The organism is Nocardia asteroides (assembly GCF_021183625.1).
Taxonomy (GTDB): domain Bacteria; phylum Actinomycetota; class Actinomycetes; order Mycobacteriales; family Mycobacteriaceae; genus Nocardia; species Nocardia asteroides_A.
In genome coordinates, this window is sequence record NZ_CP089214.1 from 6,616,220 (window position 1) to 6,630,346 (window position 14,127).

Consider the following 14,127-nt stretch of genomic DNA (forward strand, 5'->3'; position numbering starts at 1 on the left):
GGGGTCCGGCCGATCGGTGTTTCCCAGGGGTTCGCGGGAACCGTACCGTAGATGTCGCAATTGTTCCGGGACGGACCGATCGAGACTTTTTCGTGATACTGCTACTGTGTGCCACATCGTCGGGTTCCGTGTGGCCGGACAGCCCCGTCCAGGCTGGTTGTCATGGGTGAAAAAGACCTGACGGCAAGGGCATTGCACGGTGTGCCCGCTGAGTGTGTCGAAGGCGTTGCTGGCTCGGTGGCGGAAGGCGGTGATCGTGAGACGAGGTAGCCCCTCTCGCGGCGGCCCCACCCCTGCCGAGCCGCCGCCCCCGCCGCCCGCCTCCGGGTAGCTCGCCCGGCATCGTGCGCGTCCGATCCCTCGATCCTCGAGTCCCTCAACACGAGAGAACTGATGAATCCAGATTTCGCCCTGGTGCTTCCATGGATCGTCGCCGTCGTCCTGGTCGCGGCGGTGTCGATCTACGCGGTGCTGGTGGTGCGCCGCAGACAGGCCCGCATCGATGCGCTGATCGCCGAGCAGCGCCTGCACGAGGAGGCGCTGGAGCGGCTCGCCGCCACCACGCTACCCACCGTCGCCGAGGCCGTGCGCCGCTTCGAGCAGAGCCAGCCGCCCACCGTCGAGGTGCCGCCCGCGCTGGAGGACACCCGCTTCGCGCAGTGTCTGCGCTGGACCGCCGAGCGCTACGCCGACGAACTGCGGCTGCTGCAGTCCGAGACCCGCGAGCAGTCCGCCCGCGACGGCGAGGAGAAGTCCCGGGTCGCCGTGCAGTCCGCCGAGGAGGCGGTGCGGGAGCGGTTGTCGAGTTCGGCGCGGGATGCCACGAGTGGTGCGGTGCGGTCGTTCGGTACGTCGGTGGTGAGTTTGGGTGCCGATGTGAGTCAGGTCGTGTCGGCGGCGTTGCGTGAGCATCGTGATGACGAGGTGTATGCGACGTTGACGCGGATCGATCATTCGGTGCAGCAGATGATCAGGCAGGCGCAGTCGTATGTGATCGTGTGTGGTGGTTTGCCTGGTCGTCGGTGGCCGTCGCAGTCGTTGACCGATGTGGTGGGTGGTGCGACGGGGCGGGTGCGGGATTATCTGCGGGTTCGGTCGAATCAGTTGGATCGGATGGTGATCTCGCGGGCGGTGGAGCCGTTGGTGCATACGCTTGCCACGTTGCTGGATAACGCGTTGCGGTATTCGCCGCCGACGTCGTATGTGGATGTGGGGTTTCAGGAGGGGCATCACGGGGTGACCGTGATTGTCGATGATGCGGGTGTTCGGATGAATTCCGAGCAGATGGAGGAGGCGCGTCAGGTTCTGGCGGGGGAGCGGTCGGTGGATATCCATCAGCTGGGTCCGTCGCCGAAGGTGGGTTTTCCGGGTGTGGCGGCGCTTGCTCGGCGGTATGGGTTCACGGTGTATATCGATGGGCCGAATGCGTATGGCGGTATGCGGGCCATGGTCTACATCCCCGAGGCGCTGCTGATCACCCCGCCGCAGGCCGCGCCCGAGCCGTTCGAGGCAGCGCCCGAGCCGGTCGCCGCGGGGGCCGTGCGCAACGGCAACGGCAACGGCAATGGCAGCGCCGAGCGGTTCGCCGCGCAGCCCGCCCGGTTGGAGGCCCCGGCCGCCGCCCTCCGCGCCGAGCCGCCGGTGAGCGCGCTCCGTGCCGAGCCGCAGGTCAGCGCGGTGCGCGCCGAGCCGCCGGTGGCCGCGGTCCGCGCCGAGGCGCCGGTCGCGCTGCGTTCCGAGCCCGCCGAGCCCGCACCCGCCGCCGACAACGACGAGGAGCACACCTTCTCGGTGCACGAAATCACCAGCGGCGGGCTGCCCAAGCGCCGGAGGCGGGCCGTCGCGCCCGCCGTCGGGGCGAGTGGCCCGCGGACCGATCCCGGGTTGGCGCGGCCGGATATCGCGGCGGCGTGGCAGTCCGGTTCCAAGAGCGGCCGTGCCGCCGCAGCCGAACAGACGGAAGGGACGACATCCTGATGGGCACACCGAACATGACCGACAGCAGCAACAAACTGGGGTGGCTTCTCGAGGATCTCGAGGTGCCCGGGGTCCGGTTCGCGGTGCTGTTGTCCGATGACGGGTTGCGCATTGCGCACAGTGCGGGGATTTCCAAGGATGACGCCGAGCGGTTCGCCGCGGCGGCGTCGGGGTTGCGGTCGCTGGGCAAGGCGCTCGGTGAGTTCTGCGGGACCAGCGGTAACACGGTGCGGCAGAACATGACCGAGTACGACGAGGGCATGATCATGATCACCGCCGCTGGCGAGGGCGCCCTGCTCGGCGTGGCCACGACCGCCGACCTCGACGTGGGGCTCGTCGCGCACCGGATGAACGAGCTCGCCGCCCGGGTCGGGCACGAGCTGGCCAGCGCGCCGCGGCGGAGAGACGACGGCGGCCTGCAATGATCCGCCGCGATCCCGATCTGGTCCGCGCGTACGTCCGCACCAGCGGCCGCACGCGCGCCACCCGCGAACTGGATCTCGTCACCCTGGTGACCGCGGCGGCGGACGTCTCACCCGGCGCCACCCCCGACGCCAAGCGCGTCATGTCGCTGTGCAGTCGCAAGGGTTCGCTGTCGATCGCCGAGGTGGCGGCGTATCTGGATATGCCGCCGTCGGTGGTGAAGATCGTGGTGTCGGATCTGCTCGACAGTGAGCATCTTTCCAGTCCGCGGCCGTTGGAAGCGGTGCCGGATATCGCTCTGCTCGAGGAGGTTCTCAATGGGCTCCGTGCTCTCCCGGCCTGACCGGTCGGTCGATTATGTGCCGGAGACGGTGACGCGGTCGGTGAAGTTGCTGGTGGCGGGGAATTTCGGGGTCGGGAAGACCACGTTCGTCAACAGTATTTCCGAGATTCGTCCGTTGCGGACCGAGGAGACGATCACCGAGGCCAGTGTCGGGGTGGATGACATGGCGGGGTTGCCGGGGAAGTCCTCGACGACGGTGGCGATGGATTTCGGGCGGATCACGTTGAATCCGCAGTTGGCGTTGTATTTGTTCGGGACTCCGGGGCAGCAGCGGTTCGTGCCGTTGTGGGAGGAGTTGGCGCGGGGTGCGTTGGGGGCGTTGGTGTTGATCGATACGCGCCGGATCGATAAGGCCGATGAGGTGTTGTCGGTGTTGGAGGAGCGTGGGGTTCCGTATGCGGTGGGGATCAACGAGTTCGACGGGTCGCGGACGTATCCGTTGGAGGAGGTCCGCGACGCGCTCGACCTCGCCCCGGAGACGCCGCTGGTCCGGCTCGACGCGCGCAACCGCAGCACCTGCCTGCGCTCGCTGATCACCCTGGTGGAGTTCCTCTTCCACCGGCTCGAATCGCGGATGTGAATCGGCCGCTCAGCGGTCGAGGGCGGCCAGCACCTGCTGCGCGGTGTTGCGGTGCCCGGCGGCATTCGGGTGCAGCGGGACGATGGCATCGGCCGAGGTCGGCAGCGCGCCGACCATCCAGCTCTCGCCCGGCTCCGCGCACACGTCGTGCCCCTGCGTCGAGGGCTCCAGATCCACGTACCCGGCTCCGTGCTCGGCCGCCGCGCGCCGGATGACGTCGTTCAGCTGATTGATCTTGCCCTGCAGGTAGGTGGCGTCCGCGGCCCACGCGGGCTGGGTCTCCGGGCAGCCGCCGTCGCGGATGCCGATCGGGTAGCCGACCAGCACGATGGTGGCGGCGGGGGAGCGGCGGCGGATCTCCTCGATCATGACCCCGTAGGCCGGGGCGAAGCGCTCGATCTGCTCGCCCACCCGGTCCCGGCCGCCCGCGGTCTGCGTCGCCGCGCAGGAGACGCCGTTCGGCTCCGGCAGCGGGTTGATACAGCTCACCCCGAGCTGGACCAGCCCGATGTCGTTGCCGCCCATGCCGAGCGTCACCAGCGTGGTGTCCGGGGTCAGCGCGTCGTACTGCGGCGCCGCCGACCCGCTCAGCCCGAACTGCCTGCCCGCCAGGTCGGCGCTCACCGCCGCGCCGCAGGTGACGTCGCGGAACTCGCTCGGACGCAGCGCCTGCGCCACCAGCTTGGGGTAGTTCAGCGCGGAGCGGGTGCAGTCGCCGGGGATGCCGCTCGCGGGCGCGCTCGGCGCGATCCCGGAGCCGGCCGAGAACGAATCGCCCAGCGCGACGTACACCTCGGGCTGCGGCGCCGCCGGTGCGCCACCGGCACCGGCCGCCGCGATCGCGCACGCGCCCAGCGCGGCGCCGACGGCGCGCAGCGCGGGAAGCCGACGGGACTGCTGCATGATTCGGATCCTCGCCTGTGCCGGAACACGGATGACCGCCGGACACCAGTGTCCGGCTACCGGCTGGTAGGAAGTGTGGCCGAGGTCACGCCGGGCGTCAAGACGCGATCCGGCGGGCCCGCATCCGTCACCCGGCCCGCGGCCAGCGCGACGCAGTGGTCGGCGCGCAGCGCGTCGTCCCGATCGTGGGTGGCGTGCACGACGGTGACACCCCGCTCCCGCGCGAGGCCGAGCGCCGTGTGCACGGCGGCACGGGCCTCGGCGTCCAGCGCGGTCCCCGGCTCGTCGAACAGCAGCAGCCGGGAGCGCGCTGCCAGCGCCTGAGCGAGCAGCGCCCGCTGCCGCTGCCCGCCGGAGAGCGTGTCCAACCGGCGCCCGGCCAGCGCGGCGAGCCCGAGCGCCGCGAGCGATTCGTCGACCAGGCTGCGATCCGCCCGGGTGAGCCTGCGCCACCATCCGCGCTCCCCCCAGCGCCCCATCGCCACCGTCTCCCGGACGGTGATCGGCAGCGTCGGCGGAACCGCGCTGTGCTGCAGGACGAGCGCGGGCCTGCCCAGCGGCTGTAGCACCGACCCCGCCGTCGGCGCGAGCACGCCGGCGAGCACCGCGAGCAGCGTCGACTTCCCCGACCCGTTCGGCCCCACCAGCGCCGTCACCCGTCCGGCGGGCAGCACCGCGTCCACGCCGTGCAGCACCGATCCGGCCTCGTAGCCGGCGACGATCCCGGTCAGCCGCACCTCGGTGGTCATCTGTGTCCCCTGTCACTACAGTTGAAATGAAAATCATGTTCATTCTAGGGTGTCGCTTCATGGACTGGCTCTTCGACCCCTTCGCGGTGACCTTCGTGCGGCGGGCGCTCTGGGGCGGGCTGCTCGTCTCCTGCCTCTGCGCCATCGCCGGAACGTGGGTCGTTGTGCGCGGCATGGCCTTTCTGGGCGAGGCGATGGCGCACGGGATGCTCCCCGGCGTCGCCGTCGCCGCGCTGCTCGGCGGCAACCTGCTCGCCGGGGCGGCGGTGAGCGCGGTGGCGATGGCCGCCGGGGTCTCGGTGCTCGGGCGGAACCGCCGCTTCACCCCGGACGTGGCGATCGGGCTGCTCTTCGTCGCCATGCTCTCGCTCGGCGTGCTGATCGTGTCCCGCTCGGCGAGCTTCGCGGTCGACCTGACCGGCTACCTGTTCGGCGACGTGCTCGCCATCGGCGCGGGCGATCTCCGGCTGCTGGCCGGCGCCGTCCTGCTCGCCGCGGTGCTCGCCGCCGCCGGGCATCGCGGGTTCACCGCGCTCACCTTCGAGCCGCGGATCGCCGAGGTGCTCGGGCTGCGGCCGCGGCTCGCCAGGGCCGGGCTGCTCGCGCTGGTGACGCTGGCCGTGGTCGGCTCGTTCCACCTGGCCGGGACGCTGCTGGTGTTCGGGCTGCTGATCGCGCCGCCCGCCGCCGCCACCTACTGGGCGCACCGGATTCCGACCACCATGCTGCTGGCCGCGGTCTTCGGCTCGGTGGCGACCGTGGCCGGGCTGTTGGTCTCCTGGCATGCGGGCACCGCGGCCGGGGCGACGATCGCGGCGTGCGCGGTAGCGCTGTTCTTCGGCTCCGCCCTGCTTGCCGCGCTGCGCGAGCGGCTGCGTCGCGGTGCCCGCCCGGCGGCGGCGGTGGCCGCGGTCGCCGCGGTTCTGGCGGGCTGCGCCGCCGACCCGGTGCTCGCGCCGGAGGCGGAGGCTCCGCACGGCTACGTCGAGGGCGCGGAGGAGACCGCCGAGGAGCAGCCGAGGCTGGTGCTCGCCGACGCCGGAACCGGCGAGATCCGGGTGCTCGACCTGATCACGGAGGAGCTCACCCGGCTCGACCCGCTCCCCGGCGTCACCGCCGCCACGAGCGACGGCCGCTACGCCTACCTCTCCGCCGACGGCACCGTACGGGTCGCCGACGCCGGCGCCTGGATGGTCGACCACGACGACCACGCGCACTACTACCGCACGGCCCCCGGCGTCCGCGGCGAGTTCACCGCGCCCCCCGTCGTCACGGCCGCGGCCGATCGCGCTGTCGCCGTGCTCGACTCGGGCGATACCGCCACCGTCCTCGACCGCACCGCGCTGGACGCGGGCCGCGTCCCCGCTCCGGTGACCGTGCCCGGCGCCACCCTCCCGATCGACGGCGCCCTGGCCAGCGTCGACCCCGCGAGCGGGCAGGTGCGGCTGCGCGAACGCGACGGCACCGTCCGCCGCACCCTCGCCGAGCCCTGCCCCGAACCACGGGCAGCGGCCGTGACCAGGCGCGGCGCCGTATTCAGCTGCGCGACAGGCGCGCTCGTGGTCGCCGGGGAGACCGCCCGCACGGTCCCGTACCCCCCTGGCACCGCCCCGGAAGACCGCGCCACCGCCTTCACCCAGCGCCCCGGCGCGAGCGCGCTCACCGCCCCGGCGGGCCGGCGCGGGCTCTGGCTGCTCGACGTCGCCCGCGGCACCTGGACCCGCTTCGACACCGGCCCGGTCCTTGCCGCCGCCACCGCGGGGGAGGGAACCCCCGTGCTCGCACTCGCCCCGGACGGCGTGCTCCGCGCCCTCGACCCCGCGACCGGCGCCGAACTCGCCCGCCGCCCGCTGACCACCCCCGGCGCCCCCGCCCGGATCGCCGTCGACACCACCCGCGCCTACCTCACCGACCCGGAGCGCCGCCTCGTGTACGAGATCGACTACCTGGACGACCTGCGCGTCGCCCGTGCCTTCCCGCTCGACATCACCCCCGCGCACCTCGCCCGGGCCGGCCGATGAGGCGCCTGTTCACAGCGGTGCTCGCCGGGCTGACCGTGCTCACCGCCGCGGCCTGCGGCGGCACCCCCGAGCGCGCCGAGATCGTGGTGACCACCGACCTGCTCGGCGACCTCACCCGCGCCGTTGTCGGCGACGCCGCCCCGGTCACCGTGCTCATGCCGACCGGCGGCGACCCGCACTCGTTCGGCGTCTCCGCCGAGCAGGCGGCCGGGCTGGAGCGGGCCGCGCTGGTCGTCGCCAACGGCCTCGGCCTGGAGGAGGGCGTGCTGCGCCACGTCGAGTCCGCCGCCGCGGCCGGCACGCCGACGCTGCTGGTGGGCCCGCAGGTGAACCCGCTGCCGTACCGCGACAGCGCGAACCCGGACCCGCACTTCTGGACCGACCCGGCCCGGGTGCGCACCGCGGTGGCGGCCATCCGGGACCGGGTGCTCGCCGACGTGCCCGGCGTCGACGCCGCGGCCGTGCGCGCCCGCACCGACGGCTACCTCACCCGGCTGGACGAGCTGGATCGCTGGATGGCCGAGCGCTTCGCCGCGCTCCCCGCCGAGCGGCGCAGGCTGGTCACCAACCACCACGTCTTCGGCTACCTCGCCGCGCGCTTCGGGCTCGACGTGCTCGGCGTCGTCCTGCCCAGCGGCAGCGCGCTGGCCTCGCCCGGCGCCGCCGACCTGGCCGGGCTGGCGACCGCGGTGCGCGCGGCCGGGGTGACCACGATCTTCGCCGACTCCGCGCAGCCCGACAGGCTCGCCCGCGTCCTCGCCGAACAGGCGGGTGTGCGGGTGAGAGTCACCGCACTGCACACCGAATCGCTCACCCCGCCGGACGGCGGCGCCCCCACCTACCTGGACATGATGCGCGCCAACACCGCCGCCATCATCGCCGGGTGATCCGAAAGATGAGGTAGCACATGAAGTTCCGTTCTCTCGCCGTCGGCGCCTGCGCGGTGGCGCTCACCGCGACCGCCTGCGGCGGCGGCGACGAGCCCGCCACCGTCGCCGACCCGGTGACGGTGACCTACGACGGCGGCATCGCGGTGCTCGACGGCACCACGCTCGAGCTCGGGCACACCGTCGACCTGGACGGCTTCACCCGGCTCAACCCCGCGGGCGACGACCGGCACATCGTGGTCACCAGCGGCTCCGCCTTCCGGGTGCTGGACGCCACCACCGGCCGGTTCACCGGCACCGAGTTCCCGGCCGAGAAGCCGGGGCACGTGGTGCGGCACGCCGGGCGCACCGTGCTCTTCGCCGACGGCAGCGGCGAAGTCACCGCCTTCGACACCGCCGCACTGGCCCACGGCACCCCGGAGACCGACGTCTACACCACCGCCGCCCCGCACCACGGCGTCGCCATCGAGCTCGCGGACGGCAGGCTCGTGGTCTCGCTCGGCACCGAGGAGCGCCGCACCGGCATGCTCGTGCTCGACCCCGACGGCCGCGAGATCGCCCGCAGCGAGGACTGCCCCGGCGTGCACGGCGAGGCCACCGCGCAGGGCGAGGCGGTCGTGATCGGCTGTCGGAACGGCGCGCTGGTCTACCGGAACGGCGCGATCACCAAGGTCACCAGCCCGACCCCGTACGGTCGCATCGGCAATCAGGCGGGCAGCGACGCGTCGCCCGTCGTGCTCGGCGACTACAAGCAGGACGAGGAGGCGGAACTGGAACGCCCGCAGCAGGTCTCGCTGATCGACACCGCCACCGGCGGGCTGCGCCTGGTCGACCTCGGCACCAGCTACACCTTCCGCTCGCTCGGCCGCGGCCCGGCCGGCGAGGCACTCGTCCTCAGCACCGACGGCGCGCTGCACGTGATCGATCCGGTGCGCGCCGCCGTCACCCGCAGCATCCCGGTGCTCGCGCCCTGGCAGGAGCCGCTGGAGTGGCAGCAGCCGCGCCCCGCGCTCTTCGTCCGCGGCGGGATCGCCTACGTCTCCGACCCCGCCACCGGCCAGGTGCACCGCATCGACCTGGCTACCGGCGAGCGCACCGCGAGCGTCACGCTGCCCGGCGCGCCGAACGAGGTGAGCGGGGTGCACCCCGGCCACTGAGTGCCGTTTCCGCCCGGGGCGGCCAGGGTAGACGAGGGATACGACGGGGACGACGCGCGCCCCGCGGCACCGACGGGAGATCGACATGAACCGCAGCCTCGCCCGGGCCGTCACCGCGGGCGCCGCGCTCGCCCTCGTTCCGCTCGGGGCGGGCGCGGCCGCCGCCGAGGACGCCCCCGTCCCGCTGGGCGGTGGCTCCGGGATCGTCGTCGACAACACCGCGCAGTGCACCGTCACCACCATCGGCTACGACGCCGCGGGCCGGTTGGTCGGGCTGACCGCCGGGCACTGCGGCGGTGCCGGGGCCACCGTGGTCGCCGAGCGCGACCACGACCTCGGCGTCGTCGGCCGCTTCGTGCACTCCGACCCGGACCTGGACTACGCCGTCATCCAGTTCGACCCCGCCAGGGTGGCCCCGGTGAACCGGGTCGGCAACGCCACCATCACCGGCATCGGCGCGCCCGCCCAGTTCCCCGCGGTGGTCTGCAAGAAGGGGCGTACCAGCGGCGAGACCTGCGGCGTCGCCTGGGGCGATGTGCTGAACACCGCGCAGGAGACCTGGACCCAGCTGTGCGTGCTGGAGGGGGACTCCGGGGCGCCGGTCATGGTCGGCAGCACGCTGGTCGGCATGGTCAACGCGTACCTGGGGCTCGGCTGCCTCGGCCCCGAGGTCGGGACTACCATGGCCGCCATCGTGAACGATCTGAACGCGCGCGGTTCGGTCGGGGCGGGGTTCCACCCGCTCTGATCGGCCGATGAGTTCCGTTCGTGCTCGCCGTCTGCACCGTTGTTGATGTCAGGCAGCGGAAGGACGATGTATGCGCTCGATCTCGGTCACCATGTCCATCACCCTCGACGGGGTCGTTCAGGGGCTCGGCCGCCCCGATGAGGACACCCGGGGCGGGTTCGCCCACGGCGGGTGGGGGCTCCGGTACAACGACGAGATCATGGGCGCGGAGATGGCGCGCGGCATGGCCGAGCCCGGTGGCATGCTCTTCGGCCGCCGCACCTGGGAGGACTTCCACCGCGCCTGGGGCAGCGCCACCGACGGTAATCCCTTCAGCACGCACATGAACGCCGCTACCAAGTTCGTCGCCTCCACGACGTTGCCGGATGCCGACGCCTGGCAGAACTCCACCCTGCTCCCCGGTGACGCCGTCGCGACTGTCGCCGAGTTGAAGGCCACCTCCGGCCCCGACCTGTCCATCATCGGCAGCGCCGCACTCGTCCGCTCCCTGCACGCGGCGTCGCTGATCGACCGGTACTCCCTGCTGATCCACCCCCTCACCCTCGGCACCGGAACCCGCCTCTTCGACGGCCACGCCCCGCTCACCGAATTCGAGCTCACCCGCAGCGTCACCACCGGCACCGGCGTCATCATCGCCCATTACTCGCGACGCTGACGTCGCGGTGCCGACGGGATTGCCTCGAGTCGCGCGGATCGGTCAAAGCTGCAGATACAAACGCTCGTTCGGCAATCTGGGCAGTTGGTCCGCGCCGGAGGGGGCCACGCTCACCGCCTCGACATAGCGTCGCCGCTGGTGTTCCTGTACGAACACCAGCGCGGCCGTCAGGCAGGCGGCAAAATCGAATCGTGTGCCGTAAATGATAATCGAGAGCCGCACATCTGGCTCGTGCGGCAGCGGTGAGGTGGCTGCTGCGCTCACCCGGCACCGGGGGCTTTCGCCACTGGCCGCCACCCTCGGCGGCCAATGCGCCGGCTGGGTTGTCCGGCGGCGGCCCGGTACCGGGTGCGGAAGCGACCGTAAGCTGGACCGCAGGCCGCTGAAATGCCGAGATCGGCCGCTGTTCTGCGATATAAGAAGGCCGGTATACGGTTGGAGAAAGAGCAGAAGGGCTATCCAGCAACATTTTTGGGGCCGGGCCGATTCGTGCGCGGGACAGTCTTCATCAGGGCGGGGTGACCAGGATGCATATGAAGACGGGTGAGGTCATCCGTCGAGTTCGCCGGTCTCTCGGCATGACGCAGACCGAACTGGGCGCGATCCTCGGCTATACCCAACCGGCGATCTCACAGCTGGAGCGCGGCGGTTCCGGCGTGCACGACGTCCGTGTCCTGCGCCGCGTAGCGCAGGCGTTGCACGTTCCGCTGGCTATCCTGGTGGTGGAGTCGGACGAGGAGGCGGACGTGGACCGTCGCAACTTCTTCAGAGCCGGAACGCTCGGCGTCGCTGCTGTAGCTGCAACCGGCATCGGTTCACCGGGGCGAACGGCATCTGCCGCGGGCGTGCAGGTCGGCGTGAGCGATGTCGCGGCGATCAATGCCAGCGTCAGTCAGATCCATGAGCTCGACCTGGTCGTGGGGGGCGATCGGCTGTGTCGGACGGCCGCCAATGAGGTGCGCTACGTCGAGCAGCTGCTCGCCACCGGCAGTTACTCCGAGGAGACCGGCCGGGCGCTGGCCGGCGCCGGCGCGGAGATGATGACAGCCGCCGGGTGGGTGCACTACGACGCCGGTCGAGTCGACGATGCGCGCCACTACTACGCCGACGCCGCCCAAGCCGCCACCGCGGCGAGTGACGGGGTCGCAGCCGCTCACGCGCTGCTGAACGCCAGTATCGTGGCCTTCCGTGAAGGTGACCGCCCGCGTGACGGGGTCAATCTCGCCCAGGCAGCTCAGCGCTCGGCCGCAAAGCACGGCGGCCCGCGATTGCGTGCTCTCTGTGCGGTTCGAGAGGCCGAGGCGCAGGGGGCGGCAGGCGACACCACGGCGGTCGCCAATGCCGTCGGCCGCGCCCATCGGGCCTACGAGTCGACTCGCGGCTACGACCCGGAGTGGGTCTACCTTCCCGAGGCGGAGCTGACCGGCCTGACCGGGCTCGCCTTCATGCGGGCGGGTGACTACCGGCGGGCGGAGGTCCATCTGCGTTCGGCGATCGACAGCTCGGCCGCCTGGCCCCGCGAGCACTGGCACTGGCAGGTGCATCTCGCGCAGAGCTACCTGGCCGCAGGGGATTTCGCCGCATCGTGTGCGCTGCTATCGGCCGATCTGCACACGTTCAGGGGCTTGGCCTCGACCCGCTTGGACCGGGATATCGAGGGCATCGCGCAGGCCGTACGGCCACACTACACAGTGCCCGAGGTCAAGGAGTTCTTGGAACTTCGGGCAGCCAGAGCCTGACTTCGAGCGCAGGTGTTGCTCGGCATCGGAGCTGTGCGGTCGTGTTCAGCGCCGCGGCTCAGCGCCGTGTGCGGCGTTGACGAAGGCTGCGCACGCGGCGGCATCCTTGTCCCCGGCGGGCGTCTCGACTCCGCTGTTGACGTCGACGACGCCGGGCCGGACCGCCTCGATGGCTGCGGCGACATTGCCGGGGTCGAGGCCGCCCGCGAGGATCACCGGGCGGCCGATCTCGCGCAGTGCGCGCACGATCTTCGCGCTGATCGACCAATCGTGCGTTTCGCCGGTGCCGCCGAGCCGCTCGGCGGTGCGCGAATCCAGCAGGACACCATCGCAATTCGCTGCCACGCGCCGAGCTGCACCGATGGCATCGGGCCCGATCACGTGCACTGCGCATAACACCTTGCGACCGCGAGCCTGCGCGTGCACCCGCCGGACGGTCTCGTCGGTGACCAACCCATGTACCTGGATGACGTCGACGCCGATCTGATCCGCGAGCGCGATGATCTCTGTGGCATCCGCCAGATGTGTGACCAGCACTCGGGTCACGAAGGGCGGTGTGCGGCGGGAGAGTTCGGCGGCGTGATCGGCTTCCAGGGCATCCTCGCTGACGTGCGTGACCCCGCAGATGAAGCCGACGGCGTCCGCCCCGGCCTCCACCGCGATACGCAGGTCCCGTTCCGAACGAATCCCGCAGATCTTCGCGCGAATGGTCACCGGCCCACCGTAGCGAGGCCGGATCAGGCGGCCGGGTCGAGCACCACCTTGATCACGCCGTCCTTCTTCTGCTGGAACTTCTCGTACGCCTGCGGCGCCCCGATGAGCGGCAGCCGATGCGTGGCGAAGGAATCCACGCCGAGCGGATCGTCGTCGGTCAGCAGGGGCAGGATCTCCGGTGCCCACCGCTTGACGTTCGCCTGCCCCATGCGCAACTGGATCTGCTTGTCGAAGAGAACCCGCAGCGGAAGCGGGTCGGCCATGCCACCGTAGACGCCGATGAGCGAGATGGTGCCGCCGCGGCGGACGATGTCGATCGCCGACTCCAGGGCGGCGAGCCGGTCGACACCGGCGGTGTTCATGAGCTTCTCCGCGACCGAATCGGGCAGGAAACCGGTGGTCTTCTGCGCGAACGAGGCGACGGGCGACCCGTGCGCCTCCATGCCGACGGCGTCGATCACGGTGTCGGTGCCACGACCCTGGGTGCGGTCGCGGATCACCGCACCGAGGGAATCCCCGGCCTCGGAGAGGTCGACGGTCTCGATGCCGCGGGCGGCGACCCGGGCCAGCCGCTCCGGCACCAGATCCACGCCGATCACCCGATAGCCGAGGTGCGCGGCGATCCGGCAGGCCATGTCACCGATCGGGCCGAGCCCGAGCACGGTCACCGACCCGCCGTCGGGGATCCCCGCGTACTGCACGGCCTGCCAGGCGGTGGGCAGCACGTCCGACAGGTAGAGGAACCGGTCGTCGGGCGGGCCGGACGGCACCTGGACGTGGGTGTGGTCGGCGTGCGGCACCCGCAGGTACTGCGCCTGCCCGCCGGGCACCTGGCCGTAGAGCTTCGAGTAGCCGAAGAGCGCGGCGCCGGAGCCCTGCTCGCGCACCTGGGTGGTCTCGCACTGGGTGGAGAGGCCCTGGCCGCACATGAAGCAGTGGCCGCAGCTGATCTGGAAGGGGATCACCACCCGGTCACCGACCTCGACCGACCCGACCTCGCTGCCCACCTCCTCGACGATCCCCATCGGCTCGTGGCCGAGGATGTCACCGGGGCTCATGAACGGGCCGAGCACCTCGTAGAGGTGCAGGTCCGAGCCGCAGATGGCGGTCGAGGTCACCCGGATCACCATGTCGGTGGGGTCCTCGATCCTCGGGTCGGGCACGGTGTCCACCGAGACCTTGCGCTTGCCCTGCCAGGTAACCGCTCTCATGAGTTCCTCCTAGTCGTCGG

At 71.6% G+C, this 14,127-nt stretch carries 15 protein-coding genes; 10 read left to right on the plus strand and 5 right to left on the minus strand.

The window, feature by feature from the left end; all coding sequences use genetic code 11:
- Positions 1–393: 393 nt before the first annotated feature.
- The 4 genes from LTT61_RS30625 to LTT61_RS30640 are packed head-to-tail and all read left to right on the plus strand — an operon-like array spanning position 394 to position 3,323.
- The gene (locus tag LTT61_RS30625) at positions 394–1,977 is read left to right on the plus strand and encodes an ATP-binding protein (RefSeq protein WP_233017482.1); all 1,584 of its coding nucleotides are present in this window, start codon (positions 394–396) and stop codon (positions 1,975–1,977) included.
- Entirely contained in the window at positions 1,977–2,402 is a 426-nt protein-coding gene (locus LTT61_RS30630) for a roadblock/LC7 domain-containing protein (protein WP_233017483.1), read from the plus strand. The genes LTT61_RS30625 and LTT61_RS30630 overlap by 1 nt, the downstream gene beginning before the upstream one ends.
- Positions 2,399–2,743, plus strand: a complete 345-nt coding sequence (locus LTT61_RS30635) for a DUF742 domain-containing protein (protein ID WP_233017484.1) — start codon at positions 2,399–2,401, stop codon at positions 2,741–2,743. Before LTT61_RS30630 ends, LTT61_RS30635 begins: the two co-directional genes overlap by 4 nt.
- Positions 2,718–3,323 (plus strand): GTP-binding protein, encoded by a 606-nt coding sequence (locus LTT61_RS30640; protein WP_233017485.1) that lies wholly within the window; start codon positions 2,718–2,720, stop codon positions 3,321–3,323. The genes LTT61_RS30635 and LTT61_RS30640 overlap by 26 nt, the downstream gene beginning before the upstream one ends.
- Positions 3,324–3,332: 9 nt before the next feature.
- Here the strand turns inward: LTT61_RS30640 and LTT61_RS30645 are convergent, their stop codons facing one another.
- Both LTT61_RS30645 and aztA read right to left on the minus strand, forming a co-directional pair.
- Positions 3,333–4,226: an SGNH/GDSL hydrolase family protein gene (locus tag LTT61_RS30645; RefSeq protein ID WP_233017486.1), complete on the minus strand. Its 894-nt coding sequence runs from the start codon at positions 4,224–4,226 to the stop codon at positions 3,333–3,335.
- 56 nt (positions 4,227–4,282) lie between these two features.
- Positions 4,283–4,975 carry a zinc ABC transporter ATP-binding protein AztA gene (gene aztA / locus LTT61_RS30650; RefSeq protein ID WP_233017487.1) on the minus strand — a complete coding sequence of 231 codons (693 nt, stop codon included), beginning with the start codon at positions 4,973–4,975 and terminating at the stop codon, positions 4,283–4,285.
- 59 nt (positions 4,976–5,034) lie between these two features.
- Between aztA and aztB the strand changes: the two genes are divergently transcribed.
- The 5 genes from aztB (at position 5,035) to LTT61_RS30675 (ending at position 10,443) form a co-directional block, all read left to right on the plus strand.
- Positions 5,035–6,996, plus strand: a complete 1,962-nt coding sequence (gene aztB, locus LTT61_RS30655; protein ID WP_233017488.1) for a zinc ABC transporter permease AztB — start codon at positions 5,035–5,037, stop codon at positions 6,994–6,996.
- The gene (aztC, locus tag LTT61_RS30660; RefSeq protein WP_233017489.1) at positions 6,993–7,883 is read left to right on the plus strand and encodes a zinc ABC transporter substrate-binding protein AztC; all 891 of its coding nucleotides are present in this window, start codon (positions 6,993–6,995) and stop codon (positions 7,881–7,883) included. The genes aztB and aztC overlap by 4 nt, the downstream gene beginning before the upstream one ends.
- Before the next feature lie 20 nt (positions 7,884–7,903).
- Positions 7,904–9,040, plus strand: coding sequence for a zinc metallochaperone AztD (aztD, locus tag LTT61_RS30665; RefSeq protein WP_233017490.1), 1,137 nt, complete (start codon positions 7,904–7,906; stop codon positions 9,038–9,040).
- An 85-nt stretch (positions 9,041–9,125) separates the two neighbouring features.
- On the plus strand, positions 9,126–9,788 hold the full coding sequence (locus LTT61_RS30670; protein ID WP_233017491.1) for a S1 family peptidase: 663 nt from the start codon (positions 9,126–9,128) through the stop codon (positions 9,786–9,788).
- 70 nt (positions 9,789–9,858) lie between these two features.
- The gene (locus tag LTT61_RS30675; RefSeq protein ID WP_233017492.1) at positions 9,859–10,443 is read left to right on the plus strand and encodes a dihydrofolate reductase family protein; all 585 of its coding nucleotides are present in this window, start codon (positions 9,859–9,861) and stop codon (positions 10,441–10,443) included.
- Between the two features lie 42 nt (positions 10,444–10,485).
- On the opposite strand, the gene LTT61_RS30680 is transcribed toward LTT61_RS30675, so the two are convergent.
- The gene (locus LTT61_RS30680) at positions 10,486–10,707 is read right to left on the minus strand and encodes a hypothetical protein (protein WP_233017493.1); all 222 of its coding nucleotides are present in this window, start codon (positions 10,705–10,707) and stop codon (positions 10,486–10,488) included.
- A gap of 269 nt (positions 10,708–10,976) precedes the next feature.
- Between LTT61_RS30680 and LTT61_RS30685 the strand changes: the two genes are divergently transcribed.
- Entirely contained in the window at positions 10,977–12,182 is a 1,206-nt protein-coding gene (locus tag LTT61_RS30685) for a helix-turn-helix domain-containing protein (RefSeq protein ID WP_269821822.1), read from the plus strand.
- 45 nt (positions 12,183–12,227) lie between these two features.
- Here LTT61_RS30685 and LTT61_RS30690 read toward each other — a convergent pair whose 3' ends face one another.
- Both LTT61_RS30690 and LTT61_RS30695 read right to left on the minus strand, forming a co-directional pair.
- The gene (locus LTT61_RS30690) at positions 12,228–12,896 is read right to left on the minus strand and encodes a phosphoribosylanthranilate isomerase (protein ID WP_233017495.1); all 669 of its coding nucleotides are present in this window, start codon (positions 12,894–12,896) and stop codon (positions 12,228–12,230) included.
- A 23-nt stretch (positions 12,897–12,919) separates the two neighbouring features.
- Positions 12,920–14,107, minus strand: a complete 1,188-nt coding sequence (locus LTT61_RS30695; RefSeq protein ID WP_233017496.1) for a zinc-dependent alcohol dehydrogenase — start codon at positions 14,105–14,107, stop codon at positions 12,920–12,922.
- Positions 14,108–14,127: the final 20 nt, after the last annotated feature.

What these genes read in the sequence shown, in the direction of transcription:
- LTT61_RS30625 (WP_233017482.1), top strand. Translation starts at nt 394, where the DNA reads ATGAATCCAGATTTCGCCCTGGTGCTTCCATGGATCGTCGCCGTCGTC.
- LTT61_RS30630 (WP_233017483.1), top strand. Translation starts at nt 1,977, where the DNA reads ATGGGCACACCGAACATGACCGACAGCAGCAACAAACTGGGGTGGCTT.
- LTT61_RS30635 (WP_233017484.1), top strand. Translation starts at nt 2,399, where the DNA reads ATGATCCGCCGCGATCCCGATCTGGTCCGCGCGTACGTCCGCACCAGC.
- LTT61_RS30640 (WP_233017485.1), top strand. Translation starts at nt 2,718, where the DNA reads ATGGGCTCCGTGCTCTCCCGGCCTGACCGGTCGGTCGATTATGTGCCG.
- LTT61_RS30645 (WP_233017486.1), bottom strand. Translation starts at nt 4,226, where the DNA reads ATGCAGCAGTCCCGTCGGCTTCCCGCGCTGCGCGCCGTCGGCGCCGCG.
- aztA (WP_233017487.1), bottom strand. Translation starts at nt 4,975, where the DNA reads ATGACCACCGAGGTGCGGCTGACCGGGATCGTCGCCGGCTACGAGGCC.
- aztB (WP_233017488.1), top strand. Translation starts at nt 5,035, where the DNA reads ATGGACTGGCTCTTCGACCCCTTCGCGGTGACCTTCGTGCGGCGGGCG.
- aztC (WP_233017489.1), top strand. Translation starts at nt 6,993, where the DNA reads ATGAGGCGCCTGTTCACAGCGGTGCTCGCCGGGCTGACCGTGCTCACC.
- aztD (WP_233017490.1), top strand. Translation starts at nt 7,904, where the DNA reads ATGAAGTTCCGTTCTCTCGCCGTCGGCGCCTGCGCGGTGGCGCTCACC.
- LTT61_RS30670 (WP_233017491.1), top strand. Translation starts at nt 9,126, where the DNA reads ATGAACCGCAGCCTCGCCCGGGCCGTCACCGCGGGCGCCGCGCTCGCC.
- LTT61_RS30675 (WP_233017492.1), top strand. Translation starts at nt 9,859, where the DNA reads ATGCGCTCGATCTCGGTCACCATGTCCATCACCCTCGACGGGGTCGTT.
- LTT61_RS30685 (WP_269821822.1), top strand. Translation starts at nt 10,977, where the DNA reads ATGAAGACGGGTGAGGTCATCCGTCGAGTTCGCCGGTCTCTCGGCATG.
- LTT61_RS30695 (WP_233017496.1), bottom strand. Translation starts at nt 14,107, where the DNA reads ATGAGAGCGGTTACCTGGCAGGGCAAGCGCAAGGTCTCGGTGGACACC.